Annotated in this window: 20 protein-coding genes; 10 read left to right on the plus strand and 10 right to left on the minus strand. The window is 43.4% G+C overall.

Annotated features, from left to right (window positions below; translation table 11 throughout):
* The first annotated feature begins 130 nt into the window (after positions 1–130).
* Positions 131–2,515 (plus strand): TonB-dependent receptor, encoded by a 2,385-nt coding sequence (locus ACFQ3Q_RS03480; protein WP_380742948.1) that lies wholly within the window; start codon positions 131–133, stop codon positions 2,513–2,515.
* 54 nt (positions 2,516–2,569) lie between these two features.
* Here ACFQ3Q_RS03480 and ACFQ3Q_RS03485 read toward each other — a convergent pair whose 3' ends face one another.
* On the minus strand, positions 2,570–3,001 hold the full coding sequence (locus tag ACFQ3Q_RS03485) for a hypothetical protein (protein ID WP_380742950.1): 432 nt from the start codon (positions 2,999–3,001) through the stop codon (positions 2,570–2,572).
* Between the two features lie 251 nt (positions 3,002–3,252).
* Between ACFQ3Q_RS03485 and greA the strand changes: the two genes are divergently transcribed.
* The 3 genes from greA (at position 3,253) to ACFQ3Q_RS03500 (ending at position 4,632) form a co-directional block, all read left to right on the plus strand.
* A complete protein-coding gene (greA, locus tag ACFQ3Q_RS03490; protein ID WP_380742951.1) occupies positions 3,253–3,729 on the plus strand; it encodes a transcription elongation factor GreA in 477 nt (158 codons plus the stop codon).
* A 103-nt stretch (positions 3,730–3,832) separates the two neighbouring features.
* Positions 3,833–4,222 carry an HIT family protein gene (locus ACFQ3Q_RS03495; protein ID WP_380742953.1) on the plus strand — a complete coding sequence of 130 codons (390 nt, stop codon included), beginning with the start codon at positions 3,833–3,835 and terminating at the stop codon, positions 4,220–4,222.
* Positions 4,222–4,632, plus strand: coding sequence for an acyl-CoA thioesterase (locus ACFQ3Q_RS03500; protein WP_380742955.1), 411 nt, complete (start codon positions 4,222–4,224; stop codon positions 4,630–4,632). Before ACFQ3Q_RS03495 ends, ACFQ3Q_RS03500 begins: the two co-directional genes overlap by 1 nt.
* Here ACFQ3Q_RS03500 and ACFQ3Q_RS03505 read toward each other — a convergent pair.
* Positions 4,629–5,777, minus strand: a complete 1,149-nt coding sequence (locus tag ACFQ3Q_RS03505) for a sensor histidine kinase (RefSeq protein WP_380742957.1) — start codon at positions 5,775–5,777, stop codon at positions 4,629–4,631. The genes ACFQ3Q_RS03500 and ACFQ3Q_RS03505 overlap by 4 nt on opposite strands.
* Before the next feature lie 113 nt (positions 5,778–5,890).
* Here ACFQ3Q_RS03505 and ACFQ3Q_RS03510 point away from each other — a divergent pair, with 113 nt between their 5' ends.
* The 3 genes from ACFQ3Q_RS03510 (at position 5,891) to aat (ending at position 7,888) form a co-directional block, all read left to right on the plus strand.
* Positions 5,891–6,763, plus strand: a complete 873-nt coding sequence (locus tag ACFQ3Q_RS03510) for a flavin reductase family protein (protein WP_380742958.1) — start codon at positions 5,891–5,893, stop codon at positions 6,761–6,763.
* A gap of 6 nt (positions 6,764–6,769) precedes the next feature.
* On the plus strand, positions 6,770–7,144 hold the full coding sequence (locus ACFQ3Q_RS03515; protein ID WP_380742960.1) for a DUF3127 domain-containing protein: 375 nt from the start codon (positions 6,770–6,772) through the stop codon (positions 7,142–7,144).
* Positions 7,145–7,249: 105 nt separating this feature from the next.
* Complete coding sequence (aat, locus tag ACFQ3Q_RS03520) at positions 7,250–7,888, plus strand: leucyl/phenylalanyl-tRNA--protein transferase (protein WP_380742961.1); 639 nt, start codon at positions 7,250–7,252, stop codon at positions 7,886–7,888.
* 29 nt (positions 7,889–7,917) lie between these two features.
* Here the strand turns inward: aat and ACFQ3Q_RS03525 are convergent, their stop codons facing one another.
* Genes ACFQ3Q_RS03525 through ACFQ3Q_RS03550 form a run of 6 tightly spaced genes read right to left on the minus strand, consistent with a single transcriptional unit; the run spans position 7,918 to position 11,907 of the window.
* Positions 7,918–8,499 (minus strand): DNA-3-methyladenine glycosylase I, encoded by a 582-nt coding sequence (locus tag ACFQ3Q_RS03525; protein ID WP_380742963.1) that lies wholly within the window; start codon positions 8,497–8,499, stop codon positions 7,918–7,920.
* A gap of 3 nt (positions 8,500–8,502) precedes the next feature.
* Positions 8,503–9,213 carry an energy transducer TonB family protein gene (locus tag ACFQ3Q_RS03530; RefSeq protein ID WP_380742965.1) on the minus strand — a complete coding sequence of 237 codons (711 nt, stop codon included), beginning with the start codon at positions 9,211–9,213 and terminating at the stop codon, positions 8,503–8,505.
* A gap of 18 nt (positions 9,214–9,231) precedes the next feature.
* Positions 9,232–9,954: a tRNA pseudouridine(55) synthase TruB gene (truB, locus tag ACFQ3Q_RS03535; RefSeq protein WP_380742967.1), complete on the minus strand. Its 723-nt coding sequence runs from the start codon at positions 9,952–9,954 to the stop codon at positions 9,232–9,234.
* On the minus strand, positions 9,947–10,738 hold the full coding sequence (locus tag ACFQ3Q_RS03540; protein WP_380742969.1) for an undecaprenyl-diphosphate phosphatase: 792 nt from the start codon (positions 10,736–10,738) through the stop codon (positions 9,947–9,949). The genes truB and ACFQ3Q_RS03540 overlap by 8 nt, the downstream gene beginning before the upstream one ends.
* A 5-nt stretch (positions 10,739–10,743) precedes the next feature.
* Positions 10,744–11,001, minus strand: a complete 258-nt coding sequence (locus ACFQ3Q_RS03545; protein ID WP_380742972.1) for a DUF3098 domain-containing protein — start codon at positions 10,999–11,001, stop codon at positions 10,744–10,746.
* A gap of 27 nt (positions 11,002–11,028) precedes the next feature.
* On the minus strand, positions 11,029–11,907 hold the full coding sequence (locus ACFQ3Q_RS03550; protein WP_380742974.1) for a cell division protein FtsX: 879 nt from the start codon (positions 11,905–11,907) through the stop codon (positions 11,029–11,031).
* A gap of 115 nt (positions 11,908–12,022) precedes the next feature.
* Between ACFQ3Q_RS03550 and ACFQ3Q_RS03555 the strand changes: the two genes are divergently transcribed.
* Positions 12,023–12,955 carry a ketopantoate reductase family protein gene (locus ACFQ3Q_RS03555; RefSeq protein ID WP_380742976.1) on the plus strand — a complete coding sequence of 311 codons (933 nt, stop codon included), beginning with the start codon at positions 12,023–12,025 and terminating at the stop codon, positions 12,953–12,955.
* A 185-nt stretch (positions 12,956–13,140) separates the two neighbouring features.
* Entirely contained in the window at positions 13,141–15,969 is a 2,829-nt protein-coding gene (gene leuS, locus ACFQ3Q_RS03560) for a leucine--tRNA ligase (RefSeq protein ID WP_380742978.1), read from the plus strand.
* Positions 15,970–16,050: 81 nt separating this feature from the next.
* Here the strand turns inward: leuS and rimM are convergent, their stop codons facing one another.
* Positions 16,051–16,578, minus strand: a complete 528-nt coding sequence (gene rimM / locus ACFQ3Q_RS03565) for a ribosome maturation factor RimM (protein WP_380742981.1) — start codon at positions 16,576–16,578, stop codon at positions 16,051–16,053.
* 13 nt (positions 16,579–16,591) lie between these two features.
* Entirely contained in the window at positions 16,592–17,176 is a 585-nt protein-coding gene (locus ACFQ3Q_RS03570) for a 30S ribosomal protein S16 (protein WP_380742984.1), read from the minus strand.
* Between the two features lie 294 nt (positions 17,177–17,470).
* On the opposite strand from ACFQ3Q_RS03570, the gene ACFQ3Q_RS03575 reads away from it, so the two are divergent.
* Positions 17,471–17,917 carry a ferritin-like domain-containing protein gene (locus ACFQ3Q_RS03575; RefSeq protein WP_380742986.1) on the plus strand — a complete coding sequence of 149 codons (447 nt, stop codon included), beginning with the start codon at positions 17,471–17,473 and terminating at the stop codon, positions 17,915–17,917.
* Positions 17,918–17,945: the final 28 nt, after the last annotated feature.

Below are 17,945 nucleotides of genomic sequence, written 5' to 3' on the forward strand. Positions count from 1 at the left end.
GATTGCGCAAAGCGCAGTGTATGTTACTCCTGAAAGAACCAAAAGTGCACGTGGTCTTTTCAGGATTTTTTTTATCAATTTTTTAATCACAGAATAATCGCCCCTTTTATTCGTAAAATTTTTGTTACGGATGAAAAACGTATTATTTTTTGTAAGCCTGCTCTTACTTTCCTTGCAGGCTGTTGCACAGGAAAAATTCACTTTAAAAGGTCAGGTGACCGAGAAAGATGTACCCATAAAGGATGTTACGGTATTTGCTATAGGAACCGGAAAAGGAACTCAAACCGATGCAGAAGGGAGATACAGCCTTAGTCTTGAACAGGGGAGCTATACTATTCTTTTTTCCTACGGAAACCGAAAACGTCTTGAAATAAGGCTTACAGCCGATAAGGTGCTGGACGTAGATCTAAGCAATGCCCAGGAAGTGCTGGACGAGGTGTTCTTGTCATCACTCAGGGTAAATGCCCAGTCTCCCATCACTTACAGCAATCTAAGCAATGAGGAGATAGCAGACCGAAATCTGGGGCAGGATATTCCTGTTTTAATGAATTATATGCCGAATGTGGTTACCACCACAGATGCCGGTGCCGGAGTTGGCTATACCGGAATCAGGGTGCGGGGCAGCGATGCTACCCGGGTAAATGTGACCATTAACGGGGTGCCATATAACGATGCCGAAAGTCAGGGCACCTTCTGGGTGAATCTGGGAGATTTTGCCTCTTCGGTAGAAAACCTGCAACTGCAAAGAGGTGTTGGTACGTCTACCAATGGAGCCGGAGCCTTTGGGGCCAGTCTTAATATTCTTACAGACGGTTATAGTGAAGAGGCTAATGCCGAGATCGCTAACTCTTATGGGTCCTACAATACCCATAAACACACGGTTAAATTCAGTTCCGGATTGCTGAACGAGCATTTTGAAATTGCAGGCCGACTTTCAAAAATTGAAAGCGACGGGTATATAGACCGTGCCACCAGCGACCTGAAGTCGTATTTTCTTCAGGGAACTTATGTAGATGAAAACACCCTTGTAAAAGCCCTTACTTTTGGAGGCAGTGAAAAGACTTACCAGGCCTGGTACGGGATTGACGGGGAAACCCTGGAAAACGACCGGACCTTTAATCCTGCCGGGTTGTATACCGATGAGGATGGAAATGTGAAATTTTACGATAACCAGACAGATAACTATAAACAGGACCATTTCCAGTTGCTGTGGAATCAGGATTATAATGAGAACTGGTCTTCAAATATCGCGCTGCATTATACTTACGGGCGAGGATATTACGAAGAGTATGAGGAGGATGCGAGCCTGATGGAATTCGGCCTTGAGCCTTTTATGTCTAATGGAGAGGAAGTAACCACATCAGACCTTGTTGGCACAAAATGGCTGGACAATCATTTTTACGGGACTACCTTCAGCCTTAATTATGAAAACAACAATCTTGACCTTATTCTTGGAGGGGGCTGGAACCGTTACGAAGGCGATCACTTTGGGGAGGTGGTCTATACAAGATTCGCAAGAAATAACGACCCTTACGAGCCGTATTATGAAAATACGGGCGTGAAGACCGATTTTAATGTGTACGGAAAAGTAACCTATGCCATTTCTGATAAGCTTGCCGTTTATGGAGATCTTCAGCTAAGAACGATCGATTATAAGACCGAAGGAGTGCTTGCTGATCAGAGCCTCTTCGATGTTGACGATTCTTTTTCCTTCTTCAATCCCAAAGCCGGATTTACCTATGAGCTGAACAGGGAAAATCAGTTTTACTTTTCTTACGCCAGGGCGCATCGTGAGCCAAGCAGGAGCGACTATGAAAATGGCGATCCGGAGCCCGAGGAGTTAAATGATTTTGAACTGGGCTGGAGATATGCTGCACCAAAAGTGAAGCTGAACACCAATCTTTATCTGATGGATTATCGCAATCAGCTGGTGCTTACCGGCGGAATTGATGATGTGGGAGCCTTTGTGAGAGAGAACAGTGGTAACAGTTACAGGCTGGGCCTTGAAATTGATGCCGATATCAGGTTTTCAAATAAATTCAGCATAAGGCCGAACCTGGCGGTGAGCCGAAATAAGAATGTAGACTATGTGGCAACATGGGACGGAGAACTGGTAGATTACGGAGATACTGATATTTCCTATTCTCCCGAAATAGTGGCCGGGAATGTTGTTAATTACACCCCTGTTAACGGACTGGAGCTCAAGCTCTTTTCAAAGTATGTGGGCGAACAGTATATGAGCAATTTTGAGGCGGAAGGATCTAAGCTGGACAGCTATTTCGTAACCGATTTCAATGTGCAGTATACCTGGAAAAATGCGCCTTTGTTTAAAGAGATCGTCTTTACAGGCCTGGTAAATAATATCTTTGATGAAGAATATGTTTCGAACGGCTATTATTACACCTACAATATTCCTAATGCTGAGCTTCCGGGAGGGCAGGAAACCTTTGACGGTGCCGGTTATTACCCGCAGGCTACTGTTAATTATTTAGCCGGGATCACCCTTAAATTTTAAATTTGTTGAAATGCGAGCCTTTCTCTTTCCTTTAAACAGGAAGGGAAAGGTTTTTTAATTGTAGACTTCGATGGTGTTGCCTCTGCGTTCCACCCGGTAGGCCTTCATTGCATACTGGCCTTCTCCCTTGGTCAGTTCTCCGGTAATGATGCTGTATTCGTTTCCGTCATCACAATTGCATTTTGCGGTAAGACCTTCAACCACCATTGCAGAACAACTGCTCGGGGGATGATTCGGGTCGCTTAATTCAAATGCGGTGTATTGGGAGTTGTTAACGTTATACACCACGATCCCTTTAATCCCGTAATTATAAGTTGTATAGTGATTGCCCGGATACTGCAGGTTATTATACTCCGGAAGATCGAGATTAAGCTGTATCCTGAAGTTGAGATCCACGAGATTAGGATTTCTTTCATTTACATCGTCATTAGCGGAACAGCCCGTTAATAAAGCCATAAGGAGCAGGACAAAAAGTGAATTTTTCATAGAATTGTGTCTTTCAACCTAAAATAATATAATTGTATTGATTGATTAAATTTACTATCTTTGATAAGGTAAATCCCGTTTAAAAATGGGATTTTTTCTGTTAATAAAGGAGCTAATGTTTAATTTGCCAAAATTAAGCTTATAAATCCTGATATTTTCTATTCACGAAAATTAATTTATTACAAAGAAACGTATTTTCTATTGTTCAGTCCGGGACTTAAACGGAGCTGTAAATATTAAACGATTAAGTTATGAGTAAAGTATCTTATTATACCGAAGAGGGGCTTAAGAAGTTAAGGGATGAACTTAACCATCTTAAGGACGTAGAACGCCCTAAGGCTTCTCAGGCCATAGCCGAAGCCAGGGATAAGGGAGATTTAAGTGAGAATGCCGAATATGATGCAGCTAAGGAAGCCCAGGGCTTGCTTGAAATGAGAATCTCCAAGATGGAAGAAGTGGTGGCCAATGCAAGAGTAATTGACGAATCGCAACTGGATACCTCCAAGGCGCTGGTGCACTCCTGTGTTCGTATAAAGAACCAGACCAACGGCGCCGAAATGAAATATAAACTGGTAGCCCAGAGTGAAGCCGATCTTAAGACCGGTAAAATATCTGTAGATTCCCCAATTGGAAAAGGGCTTCTTGGAAAAGAAGTTGGAGATGTTGCTGAAATTGAAGTTCCTAATGGAACTATGAAATTCGAAGTTCTGGAGATCTGGCGGGAATAATCCTACTAGTTTAACGCGAAAACACAATCCTTTTCACATTCCTTAACGCAAGGTCTTGAAAAGGATTTTTATTTTTATACAACCTAACCAAACAATCAATATTATGTCAACCATATTCAGAAAAATTGTACGGGGGGAACTACCCTGTTACAAGATCGCAGAAGACAGCCAGTTTATGGCTTTTCTCGATGTGAATCCCAATACCAAAGGGCATACCCTTTGTATTCCAAAAAAAGAAGTAGATAAATTATTCGACCTCGAAGAAGGAGCTTACCAGGAATTGATGAGATTCTCGAGAAAAGTGGCTTTAGCCCTGGAAAAGACCGTTCCGTGTAAAAGAGTGGGGATGGCCGTAGTTGGGCTTGAAGTGCCACACGCTCACGTGCATCTAATTCCTCTTAACAGTATGGACGATATGAATTTTTCGAATAAATATCATATGGAAGATGAAGAATTCAAGGAGCTTGCTAAATCTGTTCACGTAAATCTCTAATGGAATTAAAGCAGTTTAAATTAAGTCTTGAATTGCGGGTAGACTGGAGCGATCTGGATATGTATAAACACGTGAACAACCTCACTTTTATGCGGTTCCTGCAGTCCGGAAGAGTGAATTTTTGGGAAGCCACCGGTATATATGATACTTATGAGGATTCTAACAAGGGAACGATGCTTGTTTCAACGCATTGTGATTTTAAGAAATCTCTTTTTTACCCCGGGAAGGCCATTGTAAAGACAAAACTCGGGTTTATAAAGAATTCCAGCTTTAGTCTGGATCATATCATTCTTGATGAGCAGGGAGATATCTGTGCCACCGGTAAAGATGTAGTGGTATGTTTCGATTTTAATGAGAACAAGACTTTCAGGATCCCCGATGAGCTTCGGAAGAAGATGAAGCAGTTCTAAAGCTTTTTAAGGCTTATTTTGAAGGTGGTCCCTTTATTGATCTCAGAGTGGTCCACCTTGATCCTTCCGCGGTGATACTCCTCAATAATTCTCTTTGCAAGGGAGAGCCCTAATCCCCAGCCTCGCTTTTTGGTGGTTTGTCCCGGCTCGAAGATCCTGCGGAACTTGCTTTTTTCTATCCCTTTGCCCGTGTCGCTTATATAGATATACGCCCATTTCTGATCCTCCCTTATCCTGATGTTGATCTTTCCTTTGCCGCGCATAGCATCTATGGCGTTCTTTACAAGGTTTTCTATGGTCCAGCTGTATAGTTGCTCATTAAGCGCTACATTAATAGGTTCTTCGGGCACATCTATGGAGAATTCGATAAGGCTGGAGCTTCTTGACTGTAAATAATCAAAACTCTCCTGGGTGGCTTCCACAATGTTCGTTTCCTTCAAAAGAGGGGCAGATCCTATTTTTGAGAAACGCTCGGTGATGGTCTTTAACCGGTCGATATCCTTTTCCATTTCGGCTACATAGGAATCGTTAACATTTTCAGACTTCAGGATCTCTGTCCAGCCAATAAGGGAAGATAAAGGAGTCCCGATCTGGTGGGCGGTCTCTTTGGCCATCCCAGCCCATAATTTATTCTGTTCGCTGTTCTTGGCCGTGGTATAAAAGAAGTAAACAACCCCGATAAAAAGGAACCCTATAAGAGTGAGCCCAATAGGATAGAATTTCAGTTTATTAAGAACAGGGGAGTTGCCGTAGTAGATATATTGTTTTTCACCCTCCCCAAGATTGATGATTATAGGATCGTTTTCAGACCTCATCCTTTGGAGATAATCCCTTGCCTTCTCTTTATTCTCCAGGATTGCAGGGTCAATATTAGAGGTATACGCAATTTCCCCACGTTCATTGGTATGGATTATCGGGATGCTGGTGTTGTTATTCAGGATTTCGAGTACCAGGTCAAGATCAGCATCTTCAGGGGCGCTGTTAAGTTCTTCCTGGGCCTTAGCCCATATATTCATCTTAGCCCTTTCATCTTCCTTCAATCTCTGAAAGAAAATGGAGGTATTCCATAAGACCAGGGTGACAACGGCAAGGCAGGATACAACTATGAACCAGCGATTAAAGGTACGCTCATCTGTAAAATTCATTAATCTGTGTAAGATTTAGATAATTTAAAGATAAGTGTTTTTATAGAATATTATTGTGAGATCGCGCTTTTCATTCCTTGGGTGTTTCGTTACCTTTGCTAAAAATTTTTAGCATGTTAAGCATTAACCCTAAGGAAGTCAGTACCGGGAAACTTCATAAGTATCTGTTGGGTGCGGTTGGTCCCAGGCCTATCGCCTTTGCCAGCACCATAGATGAAGAAGGGAACCCTAATTTATCGCCTTTCAGTTATTTCAATGTATTTAGTGCCAACCCGCCGATCCTTATTTTTTCTCCGGCAAGAAGAGGAAGAGATAATACGGTGAAACATACTTACAATAATGTGAAGGCCGTTAAGGAATGTGTGATCAATATCGTGAATTACGATATGGTGCAGCAAATGTCTTTATCGAGTACTGAATATGCCGAAGGGGTGAACGAGTTTGATAAATCAGGACTTACAATGCTCAAGTCAGATCTTGTGAAGCCCTACAGGGTAGCCGAGTCTCCTGTTCAGTTTGAATGTAAGGTGAACGAGGTGGTGGAGCTTGGTCCTGACGGGGGAGCGGGAAACCTGGTGATCTGTGAGGTGCTTAAAATTCATATCAATGAAGATGTTCTTGATGAAGAGCAGCATATAGATCAGCATAAGATAGATCAGGTGGCCAGAATGGGCGGTAACTGGTATACCCGTGCCAATATGGGAATGTTCGAGGTGCCGAAGCCGCTTTCGACACTGGGAATAGGTGTGGATGCTATTCCGAAGGAAATAAGGGAAAGCAAGGTCCTTACCGGGAATGACCTCGGGAAACTGGGGAATGTGGAAAGCCTGCCTGCAGAAGCAGAGATCAGCGATTACCTTAAAAACAATCCCGAAGCCGCTGAAATCGTAAAATCAAAAGACCAGAAAAAAATTCATACTCAGGCTCAGTTGCTTCTTGAAAAGGATCAGCCGGAAGATGCCTGGAAAATACTATTAGCAAAATAAAAGAAGATGGAAGTACAAGGAAAAATTAAACTGATAGGAGATACCAAGACCTTCGGAAATAACGGATTCAGAAAAAGAGAAGTGGTGGTGACTACAGAGGAGCAGTATCCTCAGCATTTACTTGTAGAATTTGTTCAGGATAAATGTGATCTTTTAAACAACTATCAGGTGGGACAGCCTGTAAAGATTGGGATAAACCTTAGAGGAAGAGAATGGGTAAGCCCTCAGGGAGAGACTAAATATTTTAATTCTATCCAGGGATGGAGAATTGAAAACCTTCAGCCGGAGCAGCCGGGACAGGGGCAAAGTGTTCCGCCGCCGGATAATTTTGAACCTGCGAACGACCTCAACGAAGATGATTTTGATGACCTTCCGTTCTAGGAAGCATAGATGTTTTATGAAAAGCTTAGTAACGAATTAACGTTGCTAAGCTTTTTTGTTTTAAGGCTTTGGCTTATTTTTCAGTAATCCCTAAAATCCAGAAAATTGTATTTCTTAAAACCCCGGGAAGAATTTCCACCGCTTAAGTATGCAGACTCCCAGGGCCTTTTGGCTATCGGTGGAGAGCTGTCTGTGGAAAGGTTGATCTCTGCCTATAACAAAGGGATCTTTCCGTGGTATGATGAGTCTCAACCGGTATTATGGTGGTGTCCGGACCCCAGGATGGTGATGTTTCCGGAGAACCTGAAGGTCTCAAAGAGTATGAAGCAATTGCTGAAAAAGGATCCCTTCAGGGTTACCTATAACCAGGATTTTAAGGCGGTGATAGAGAATTGTGCAGCGGTGCGGCGAAAGGGGCAGCACGGCACCTGGATCACCCCGGAGATGGAAGAGGTGTATACTGAGTTACATAAAATGGGGATCGCCCAGTCTGTTGAGGTCTGGCAGGATGATAAGCTGGTGGGTGGATTATATGGGATCTATCTGGAGGATAAGAAGGTCTTTTGCGGAGAAAGCATGTTCACCGCGGTGAGCAATGCTTCTAAGTTCGGGTTTATTAAAATGGTTCAGAAGTTAAGGGCTGCCGGGGTTAAACTTATCGATTGCCAGGTGTATACTGCACACCTTGAAAGCCTGGGAGCCGAAGAGATTCCCCGGGATGAATTTTTAGAATACCTGGAATAGTGAGGCCGTCAGTAATTTAATTCAAAGGTTTATTTCTTTAATTCAGCTACTTCATCATATCTGAAACAGTCTACGGTATGATCGTTCACCATTCCGGTGGCCTGCATATGGGCATAGATCACGGTAGAACCCACAAATTTAAATCCACGTTTCTTAAGGTCTTTACTCAGTTTATCGCTTAACGGAGTGGTTGCCGGCGCATTTGTATGATCCTTCAGCTTATTCTGGATTGGCGTCCCGTCTACAAAACTCCAGATATACTCACTAAAGCTTCCAAATTCATCCTGAACCTGCATAAAGGCCCGGGCATTGGTGACCGTGGCTCTTACTTTAAGCTTGTTCCTTATGATCCCTGCATTTTGTAATAATTCCTGGATCTTATCTTCTGAATATTCTGCGATCTTTTCGTAATCAAAATTATCAAAAGCTTCCCTGAAGTTTTCCCTTTTTCTAAGGATGGTGATCCAGCTTAAACCCGCCTGAAAGGTTTCCAGGATCAGGAATTCGAAAATGGCTTTATCGTCATAAACGGGGACACCCCATTCTTCATCGTGATAGGCTTCGTAAAGCGGGTCGCCCACGCACCAGCCGCAACGTTTAAGTTCACTCATAGCTTAAGGTTTGAAGTTGTAAGTAATGGTCCCGGGTTGGGAATCCCTGCCCGGTAAACTGCTGAATCTTGCTCCCTGGGCATATTCCAGGGCCTGTTCGATAAGGCATTCGTTGGAAGAGCCGGAGCTTGCTTTATTGTAAGAGGTTTCTGTAACCCGGCCGTTAGAATCAACCTCTATGTTGATCACGACCTTTCCCGGGGTATCACAGGTGTAAACCGGGTTTGGGATATCTATCGCACTTCTTCCTTTCAGAGAAAAGGAGATGGAACTGTTCCTGAGACCTCCTGATTTTTTAGAGATCTTTTCTGAAGCATCATTTCCGTCTGAAGATTTTTTCTTCTCTGCTTTTTTCGCCTTACTGATGCTATAATCCCCTTCTGAAGCTTCGTTTTCTGAAGCGGCTTCACTCTCGGCACTATTCTTCTCAAAGATCTCGTTGAGCTGCCGGTCAAAATTTTCCTGCCTGGCTTCCTGGTTCTCATTGAAGGCGCGGTGCGTTTCCGGGGATTTTGGAGCGGGCCTGGCGGGCTCCTTTTCTTCAGGTTTCTCTTCTGCTTCGGCCTGTTCCTTTACAAACTGGTCAAGATTCACCAGCATTTCATTCGCTTTTTCCTGTTTTTTAGACAGCTGAAAATTATATAAAGCGAGGATCAGCACTGAACAGGTCAGTACCGTAAGGATAAGGGCTTTATGTCTGTCAAAAAAATCCATACAGAGATAAAACTGTGCTTAGGCAGATTTATTCTCTTGTGAAGGTAGCAAATTTTCAAAAGATTTGATACTGAAAGCATTGCTTAGCTCGAAGTCACCAATCCTGGTGCGTTTTAAGGCTGAAAGATGGGCGCCGCTGTTAAGGACCTGTCCAAAATCGTGAGCAAGAGACCGTATGTAAGTTCCTTTGCTGCAAACCACCCTGAAGCTGACTTCGGGGAAGTTTGAATCATCTACCTCAAATTCGCTGATCTCCACCTGCCTTGATTTCACCTTGATCTCTTCTCCTTTTCGGGCATATTCATAAAGACGTTTTCCGTCTTTTTTTAATGCGGAAAATACAGGAGGAATTTGTTCAATTTCACCTGTGAATTTTGCTGCCGCTTTAGCGATGTCCTCACTGGTAATATGTTCTGTGGGATAGGTTTTGTCGATCTCGGTTTCCAGGTCATAAGAAGGAGTTGTGGATCCGATGGTGAAAGTGCCGGTATACTCCTTTTCCTGCCCCTGTAATTCAGGGATCTTTTTAGTGAATTTCCCGGTGCAGATCACCAGCAATCCCGATGCCAACGGATCTAAAGTTCCGGCGTGTCCCACCTTTATCTTTTTGATCCCGCAGCTCTTTCGTATCATCCATCTCACCTTGTTCACCACCTGGAAAGATGTCCATTCCAGCGGCTTGTCAAAAAGCAGGATCTGGCCTGTTTTAAAGTCTTCGGCCGTAAATTCTTTGTTATGCATATTCAAAGATAATGGCAACGATTCCCACTACAAAACAATACACGGCGAAATAAGAAAGCTTACTTTTTTTAACCAACGAGATCATCCAGGTACAGGCGGCCAGGCCTGCAATAAAGGCGGTGATAAACCCTGTAATAAGTAGTGGGGTTTCCACACCGTTTTCCGTCAGGTTCCCGTCAAGCAAATCTTTCGCGATCTTCCCCAAAATAAGGGGAACCACCATAAGGAATGAAAATCGTGCAGCCTTGGTCTTGTCGTTTCCAAGCAATACTGAAGTGGAAATGGTGGCGCCACTTCGGGAAATTCCCGGTAAAATAGCGATGGCCTGTGATACCCCAATCACAAAGGCGTTGAGGTAACTTACTTTTTTTCCGGTGTTTTTCGCCCGGTCTGCCAGCCATAGTAAAAGCGCCGTAATGATGAGCATAAAACCAACAAGGACGATGTTTCCGCCAAATAAAGCTTCAAGCTCTTCTTCAAAGAACAGTCCAATGAGCGCAGCGGGAATCATAGAAATGACCACTTTTAGGGAAAAACGGGTTTCTTCATTCCATTTAAACTGAAAAAGACCCCGAAGGATCTCGGCAACGTCTTTTCTAAAAACCACTATGGTGCTTAGTGCGGTTGCGAAATGAAGTACAACTGTAAAAAGAAGGGATTCTTTAGGGAGACTGTTATCGCCCAAAATGGCTTTCCCCAGTTCCAGGTGACCACTGGAGGAAACCGGTAAAAATTCGGTGAGACCCTGCACTATTCCAAGGATCCCTGCGTCTAAAATATCCAAGCTGATTATTTTTTATCTGGATTCAACAAAATCGCATAAATTTCTATGGCAAACCCCAGGAGCACCAGGGCTGGTGCAAGGCGAATACGTCTGAAACTGTAAATATCAGGATTGAATACGTTGGGATCTTCGCTTCCGCCTCCCGCCATCAGGATGAAGCCGAGGGCGATAACTCCAAGACCAATGAACATTACTTTGTAATTCTTTCTACCGAACACAAAAGTTGTCTTGTGATTATGCTGAGGGTTGTTCTTATTACTCATTTTCTGTTTCTTTAAAATGATTGCCTGTTAATAGTATAATTCATCGGTTTTAAGGTTCAGGAACCTTGAAGTTGCGAAAAATGTACTAAGCCAGGTGATCAGGATCCCCATAAGAAAGATCCCTATAAATAATCCTGCAAGCAGCTTTACGTCGCCAAGCAGGTTAAGTTCACTAAAACTGTTGTTAAGGTAATATAATACGGCTCCCATCCCGATCATTGCGAGAACGGCACCAATAATGCCGAGCTTTACACTTTGCCAGATGAATGGCCTTCTGATAAAGCCCTTGGTGGCGCCCACCATCTGCATTGTCTTAATGATAAAACGCTTGGAATATACCGAAAGTCTTATCGAGCTGTTTATTAACAATACCGCAATAAACAGGAAGATACTGCTTATGACTAATACCCAGAAACTGATCTTCTTGACATTGTCATTTAGAAGGGATATCAGCGGTTTGTCGTAGATCACTTCGTCTACAAAAGATTTATCGGTAAGATCTGTCGCGATCTTATCTACCTGTTCCGAAGAGACAAAATCGGCGTTCATATAAACGTCTATGGAATTCTGAAGCGGGTTGTAGCCCAGGAATTCCATAAAATCCTCACCTATCTCTTCACTATGAGCCTTTGCAGCCTCTTCCTTCGAAACGAAGTTTGTCGATTTGGTATAATCGGCCATCGCAAGGCTTTTTCGGAGTTCTTCAATTTCGACTTCCTTGGCGTTGTCTTTCAGGTAAACCGTAAGGGCGATCTGCTCCTTAAAGTGGTCGGCAACTTTCTTGGTGTTCAGCACCAGTAAGCCTAATATGCCCAAAAGAAAAAGTACAAGGGAGATACTGATAACTACCGAAAAATAAGATGAGATAAGCCGGCGTTTTTGATACCTTTCAAAAGATGTGCTCATAAGGTGAACTCAGATTTTTTGTAAAAATAAGAAAGTTAATGATTCCCGTTTCTTTTAAACGCTCAAAGTTTCGGTTTTATTCTTATAAGTTTGTATTTGAACAAAAAGCAAAATTATGAAGATCCTGGTATTCGGAATTGGAGGTATTGGCGGCTATTTTGGCGGAAGACTCGCCAAGGCGGGAAATGAAGTTACAATGATCGCCCGCGGGAAACAACTTGAGGCTATTAAGAACAACGGCCTTGAGGTGGAAAGCATAAACGGAGATTTTAAAGTTCATCCTCATCTTGCTACAGATGATGTTGCTGAAGCTGAAGTTCCGGACCTTGTGATCCTGGGAGTGAAATCCTGGCAGATCAAAAATGTCGCGAAAATCCTGAAGCCTGCGATAGGTGAAGACACGATGGTGTTGCCCTTGCAGAACGGGGCCAATAATGCCGAGAAATTGCTGGAGGTATTGCCTGAAAGGAACGTGCTGGCGGGATTATGTCATATTGTGAGCTTTGTGGAAGCTCCCGGGAAAATAAAACACGCATCTTTTGAGCCCAGGATAACCTTTGGAGAGCTCGATAATTCCAGGTCTGAAAGGATTCAAAAGCTTAAACAGGTTTTTGATGAGGCTGAGATCACCAGTTTTATCCCAGATAATATCCAGCTGGAGATCTGGAAAAAATTCCTGTTCATTACTACGGTTAGTGGGATTGGTGGGCTTACCCGTGTATCCATAGACAAGATAAGGCAAAGTGATTATTTGTACAATCTTATGCGGAAGACCGCGAAAGAGGTGAAAGCCATTGCCAATACAAAGGGAGTTCCGCTGGAAGAGGAGCATCTCGAAAAGGCATTTGAGATCATCAATAATCAGCCGGAAGGAACCACCGCTTCCACGCAAAGGGATATTATGGCCGGAAAACCATCAGAAATGGAGAATTTCAACGGGTTCGTGGTAAAACAAGGGGAGGACCTAGATATTGATACTCCGGTGAATCGTTTTATTTATGAATGTCTGCTTCCTATGGAAAAAGAAGCCAGAAAAAGCGGGGATTAGTCCTGTTAATGATTCTCCTAACTGGTTTAAAATTGTAAATTTGCAGGCATTAATTCTGTTTGCCAGATTATATGATCCTGAGCCTTTTTTAGGTTCCTGATTTTTGAAAGAAGCTGAAACAGGTTCAGCTTGACGAATGATCAGATCCGGTGGTCTGATTAAATGTTGTTTAGAAAAGAAAAGAAATGAGTTATAACTTCAACGAAATAGAAGCCAGGTGGCAAAAGCACTGGGCAGAAAATCAAACTTTCAAAGCCTCGAACAATTCCGATAAGCCTAAATATTACGTGCTGGATATGTTCCCTTATCCTTCGGGAGCAGGACTGCACGTTGGGCACCCACTGGGGTATATTGCCAGTGATATTTATGCGAGATTCAAGCGCCATAAGGGATTCAATGTGCTGCATCCCCAGGGTTATGATAGTTTCGGCCTTCCTGCCGAGCAGTACGCAATACAGACCGGCCAGCACCCGGCCTTAACCACAGAGCGTAACATTAATCGTTACCGCGAACAACTGGATAAAATAGGATTCTCTTTCGACTGGAGCAGGGAAGTGCGCACCAGCGATCCGGATTATTACAAGTGGACGCAGTGGATCTTTATTCAGCTTTTTGAATCCTGGTATGATTGTGAAGCTGAAAAGTCGCGCCCTATCACGGAGCTTGAAGAGATCTTTGCTTCTGAAGGCAATTCAAGGGTGAATGCTGCCAGTGATGATGATATCGCGAAGTTTTCGGCTGAAGACTGGAATGCATATAACTCAGAAGAAAAACAAGCGATTCTGTTAAAATACAGGCTGACCTATCTTGCAGAAACCGAAGTGAATTGGTGTCCTGAGCTTGGAACCGTGCTTGCGAACGATGAGATCGTGAACGGCGTTTCAGAGCGTGGCGGGTTTCCTGTTGTAAGAAAGAAAATGACCCAGTGGAGTATGCGAATCTCGGCTTTTTCGGAACGTCTGCTCCAGGGACTGGAAGAGCTTGACTGGACAGACAGTCTTAAAGAAAGCCAACGCAATTGGATCGGGAAATCGGTCGGTGCGATGGTGGAGTTCGATGTTCTTAATAGGGAAGATCAGGAAACGAAAGATAAAATAAAGGTTTTTACCACCCGTCCTGATACGATTTTTGGAGTGACTTTTATGACCCTTGCTCCGGAACACGATCTTGTAAAGAAAATAACCACTCCCGAGCATCGGGAAGAAGTGGAGGCTTATATTGAAGCCAGTGCGAAGCGAAGCGAGCGTGATCGTATGGCCGATGTGAAGACCATTAGTGGTGTCTTTACAGGGGCTTATGCTGAACATCCTTTTACCAAAGAGCCCGTGCCGATCTGGATCGGGGATTATGTGCTTGCGGGTTATGGCACCGGAGCTGTAATGGCAGTACCTTGCGGGGATCAGCGTGATTACGATTTCGCGAAGCATTTCGATATCCATATCCGAAACATCTTTGAGGATGTTGATATTTCTGAAAGAGCTTTTGATGGAAAAGATGGAACCGTGATCGCGAATTCGGACTTCCTTAGCGGACTTGAATATAAAGAAGCCTTGAATAAAGTGATCCTTGAACTGGAGAAATCAGGAAAGGGTTACGGAAAGACCAATTACAGGCTTAGAGATGCGGTCTTCAGCCGTCAACGCTACTGGGGAGAGCCTTTCCCTGTGTATTATGTGAAGGGTTTGCCGCAAATGATAGACAGTAAGCACCTGCCTCTTCGATTGCCTGAAGTAGAGAAATATCTGCCAACCGAGACCGGAGAACCACCTCTTGGAAACGCTACTACCTGGGCCTGGGACACCAAAGAAAATAAAGTGGTTTCGAATTCGGAGATCGATGATGAAACTGTTTTTCCTCTTGAACTGAATACTATGCCCGGATGGGCCGGAAGTTCCTGGTATCTGTTCAGGTATATGGATGCCGGAAATTCTGAGGAATTCGTTTCCAAAGAAGCTCAGAAATACTGGGAAAATGTAGATTTATATATAGGCGGAAGCGAGCACGCTACCGGTCACCTGCTATATTCCCGTTTCTGGACCAAGTTCCTTTACGACCGCGGATATTTAAGCGTGGAAGAGCCTTTTAAAAAACTGATCAACCAGGGGATGATCCTCGGGACCAGCGCTTTTGTATACAGGCTTGAAGGCGAAAATGTTTTTGTCTCTAAGAACCAGATCAAGGGTAATGCCGTGCAGCCTATTCACGCCGATGTTTCCTTGGTAAATGCTTCAGACGAGCTGGATATAGAAGGTTTCAAGAAATGGCGTCCTGAATTTGCTGACGCTAAGTTTATCACCGAAGATGGAAAATATATCGTTGGACGCGAGGTGGAAAAAATGTCGAAGTCCAAGTATAATGTGGTGAACCCTGATGATATTTGTGAAGATTACGGGGCCGATACCTTGAGGATGTACGAGATGTTCCTTGGCCCACTGGACCAGGCAAAACCCTGGAACACCGCCGGGATCACCGGGGTGCATAGCTTCCTGAAAAAGCTTTGGAAATTATACCATAACGGAGAGCAATTTGAGGTCAGTGATGATAAGCCTTCTGCAGACTCACTTAAAACCCTGCATAAGACCATTAAGAAAGTGACTGAAGATATTGAGGATTTCAGCTTTAATACCTCGGTTTCCACTTTTATGATCTGCGTGAACGAGCTTTCGGCTCAAAAATGCAACAGCCGTGAGATCCTTGAGCCTTTGGCGGTTCTTGTAGCTCCATATGCGCCGCATATCGCCGAGGAATTATGGTCTAAGCTTGGTCATAACGAATCTGTGACTACGGCTGCATATCCTCAGTTTGAGGAGAAGTTTCTTGTAGAGAGTACCAAGAATTATCCAATCTCTTTTAACGGGAAGATGAGGTTCACGATGGAACTTCCTTTAGATATGAACAAAGATGAAGTGGAAGAGACGGTGCTGGCCGACGAGAGAACGCAGAAACAACTTGATGGGCGAGCGCCTAAGAAGGTGATCGTGGTGCCGGGTAAGATTGTGAATATTGTGGGCTAAGTAGAAAAGCCGGTTATAATTAATAGAAACCGTTTCCGAAAGGAGGCGGTTTTTTTATTGGCTGGAAAAGAATCGGGATGATTATCCTAAATAAAGATCTACCAGTCCCTCGGGAGTGTTGAGGTAGATGGTCTTGTTCTTTTTATCGACTTTCTGAATGAATTCGTCATTCATTGGGATAAGAATTTCTTTGTCTTCTTTCTTGATCTCGAAAAGGGCCTGGGCGGTTGAGTCGTTTACCGATACCACCTTGCCTATATTGCCGTGAGTGGCGTCTTCAACATCGAAACCTATGATCTCGTGAAAGTAGAATTTGTCTTCCGGGAGTTCCGGAAGCATACTTAAAGGCAGATAAACTTCAGCGCCAACCATATCTTCGGCGTCGTATTCGGTGTCTATATCCTCAAATTTAACACGTAGCAACGTGCTTTTTTGAAGCGAAGAGCGTTCAATAAAAAATGGAACCAGATTCTCGTTATATTCAACGAGCACTGATTCCATTTCTGTGTACATTTCGGGTTCATCGGTGTCAAGTTTTATCAACACCTCTCCCTTAAAGCTAAATTTACTAACGATCTTGCCTAAGTAGAAACACTCTTCTTTGGTCATCGTCAGCCTTTAATTAAGCTTCTTTTTTGTCTTCAGTTTTAGCCTCCTCAGCAGTATCGGCGTCAACTTGCTCTTCAGCGTTTGCTTCAGGCTCACCTTCTTCGGTTACTCCTGCAGCTTCAGCTTCTGCAGCGGCGGCAGCTTCTTCGGCTTCTTTAGCTTCAGCTTCACGCTTGGCGTTCGCTTCTTTTTCAGCTTCAAGGGCCTTAGCTTTTGCTGCTTGCTCTTCTTTGGTTAAGTTTTCCTTCTTAGCGTTGATCTTGCTCTCTTTTTCCTCTAGCCAAGCCTGGAATTTCTTCTCAGCTTCTTCTTCGGTCAAAGCGCCTTTTCTAACACCAACTGCAAGGTGTTTCTTAAGCAAAGCACCTTTGTAAGAAAGGATGGCACGGGCAGTGTCTGTTGGCTGCGCACCATTCTGTAACCATTTTACCGCACCGTCAACATCAAGCTCGATAGTAGCAGGATTGGTATTAGGATTGTAGATCCCTATTTTGTCCAGGAATTTACCATCTCTCTTTGCACGCGCATCGGCGGCTACGATCCAGTAAAAAGGCTTTCCTTTTTTACCGTGTCTTTGTAATCTTATTTTTACAGGCATAAAAATTAATTTGTGGGGTTCCCGACCCCGGTTATTAATAAGGCTGCAAAGATACTACATTTTTCTAATTTACAAGCGGTTGAAAAGAAAATTATCTCCGGCAATACCACTCGTGCCAATTTCAAATCTTTAAGTGTTAAAGTCCAAAAATTATGATGGTTTTATGCAGAATTGTGAGGGGCTTGTTAAAAGCAGTTAATTAGTGCTAAACCCTGTTAAATAGGTTGTTAGCCTTGATGTTAGGCGGTATCTTTAGAGTGAAAAAGAAATTGAAAAAAACCATAAAAAATTGCTATGAAATATTCAGAAAAAGTATCTAAAATGCTAAATGAACTTCTGGAAAAGAACTATGATGCCGAAAAAGGTTACAAGTTCGCTGCAGAGAATGTCGAGAGTTCAGAGCTGCGATCCTTTTTTGAAGAGCGGGCAAGTGAGCGTTATGATTTTGGTCACGAGTTAAAGGAGGAGATAAGAAATTTTGGAGAGGCTCCGGAAAAGGGCACGAGTCTTAAAGGAGATGCTCACCGCACCTGGATGAACTTAAAAGCAAGCGTGAGCGGGAATAAGGAAGAAGCTGTGCTTGAAGAGGCAGTAAGGGGTGAAAAAGCCGCCGTAGAGGAATATGAAGAAGTGCTGAAGGATACCGATATTCCGCCTTCTACAGCTAACATCCTTTTAAAGCAGAAAAATGCCATTGTGGCATCACTTAATAAAGTAAAAAGTTTAGAACACCAGAGGTAATTAGTTGAAAAAAGTACTAAACTTAAGA

This window comes from Salegentibacter chungangensis, from assembly GCF_042678405.1.
Lineage (GTDB): Bacteria > Bacteroidota > Bacteroidia > Flavobacteriales > Flavobacteriaceae > Salegentibacter_A > Salegentibacter_A chungangensis.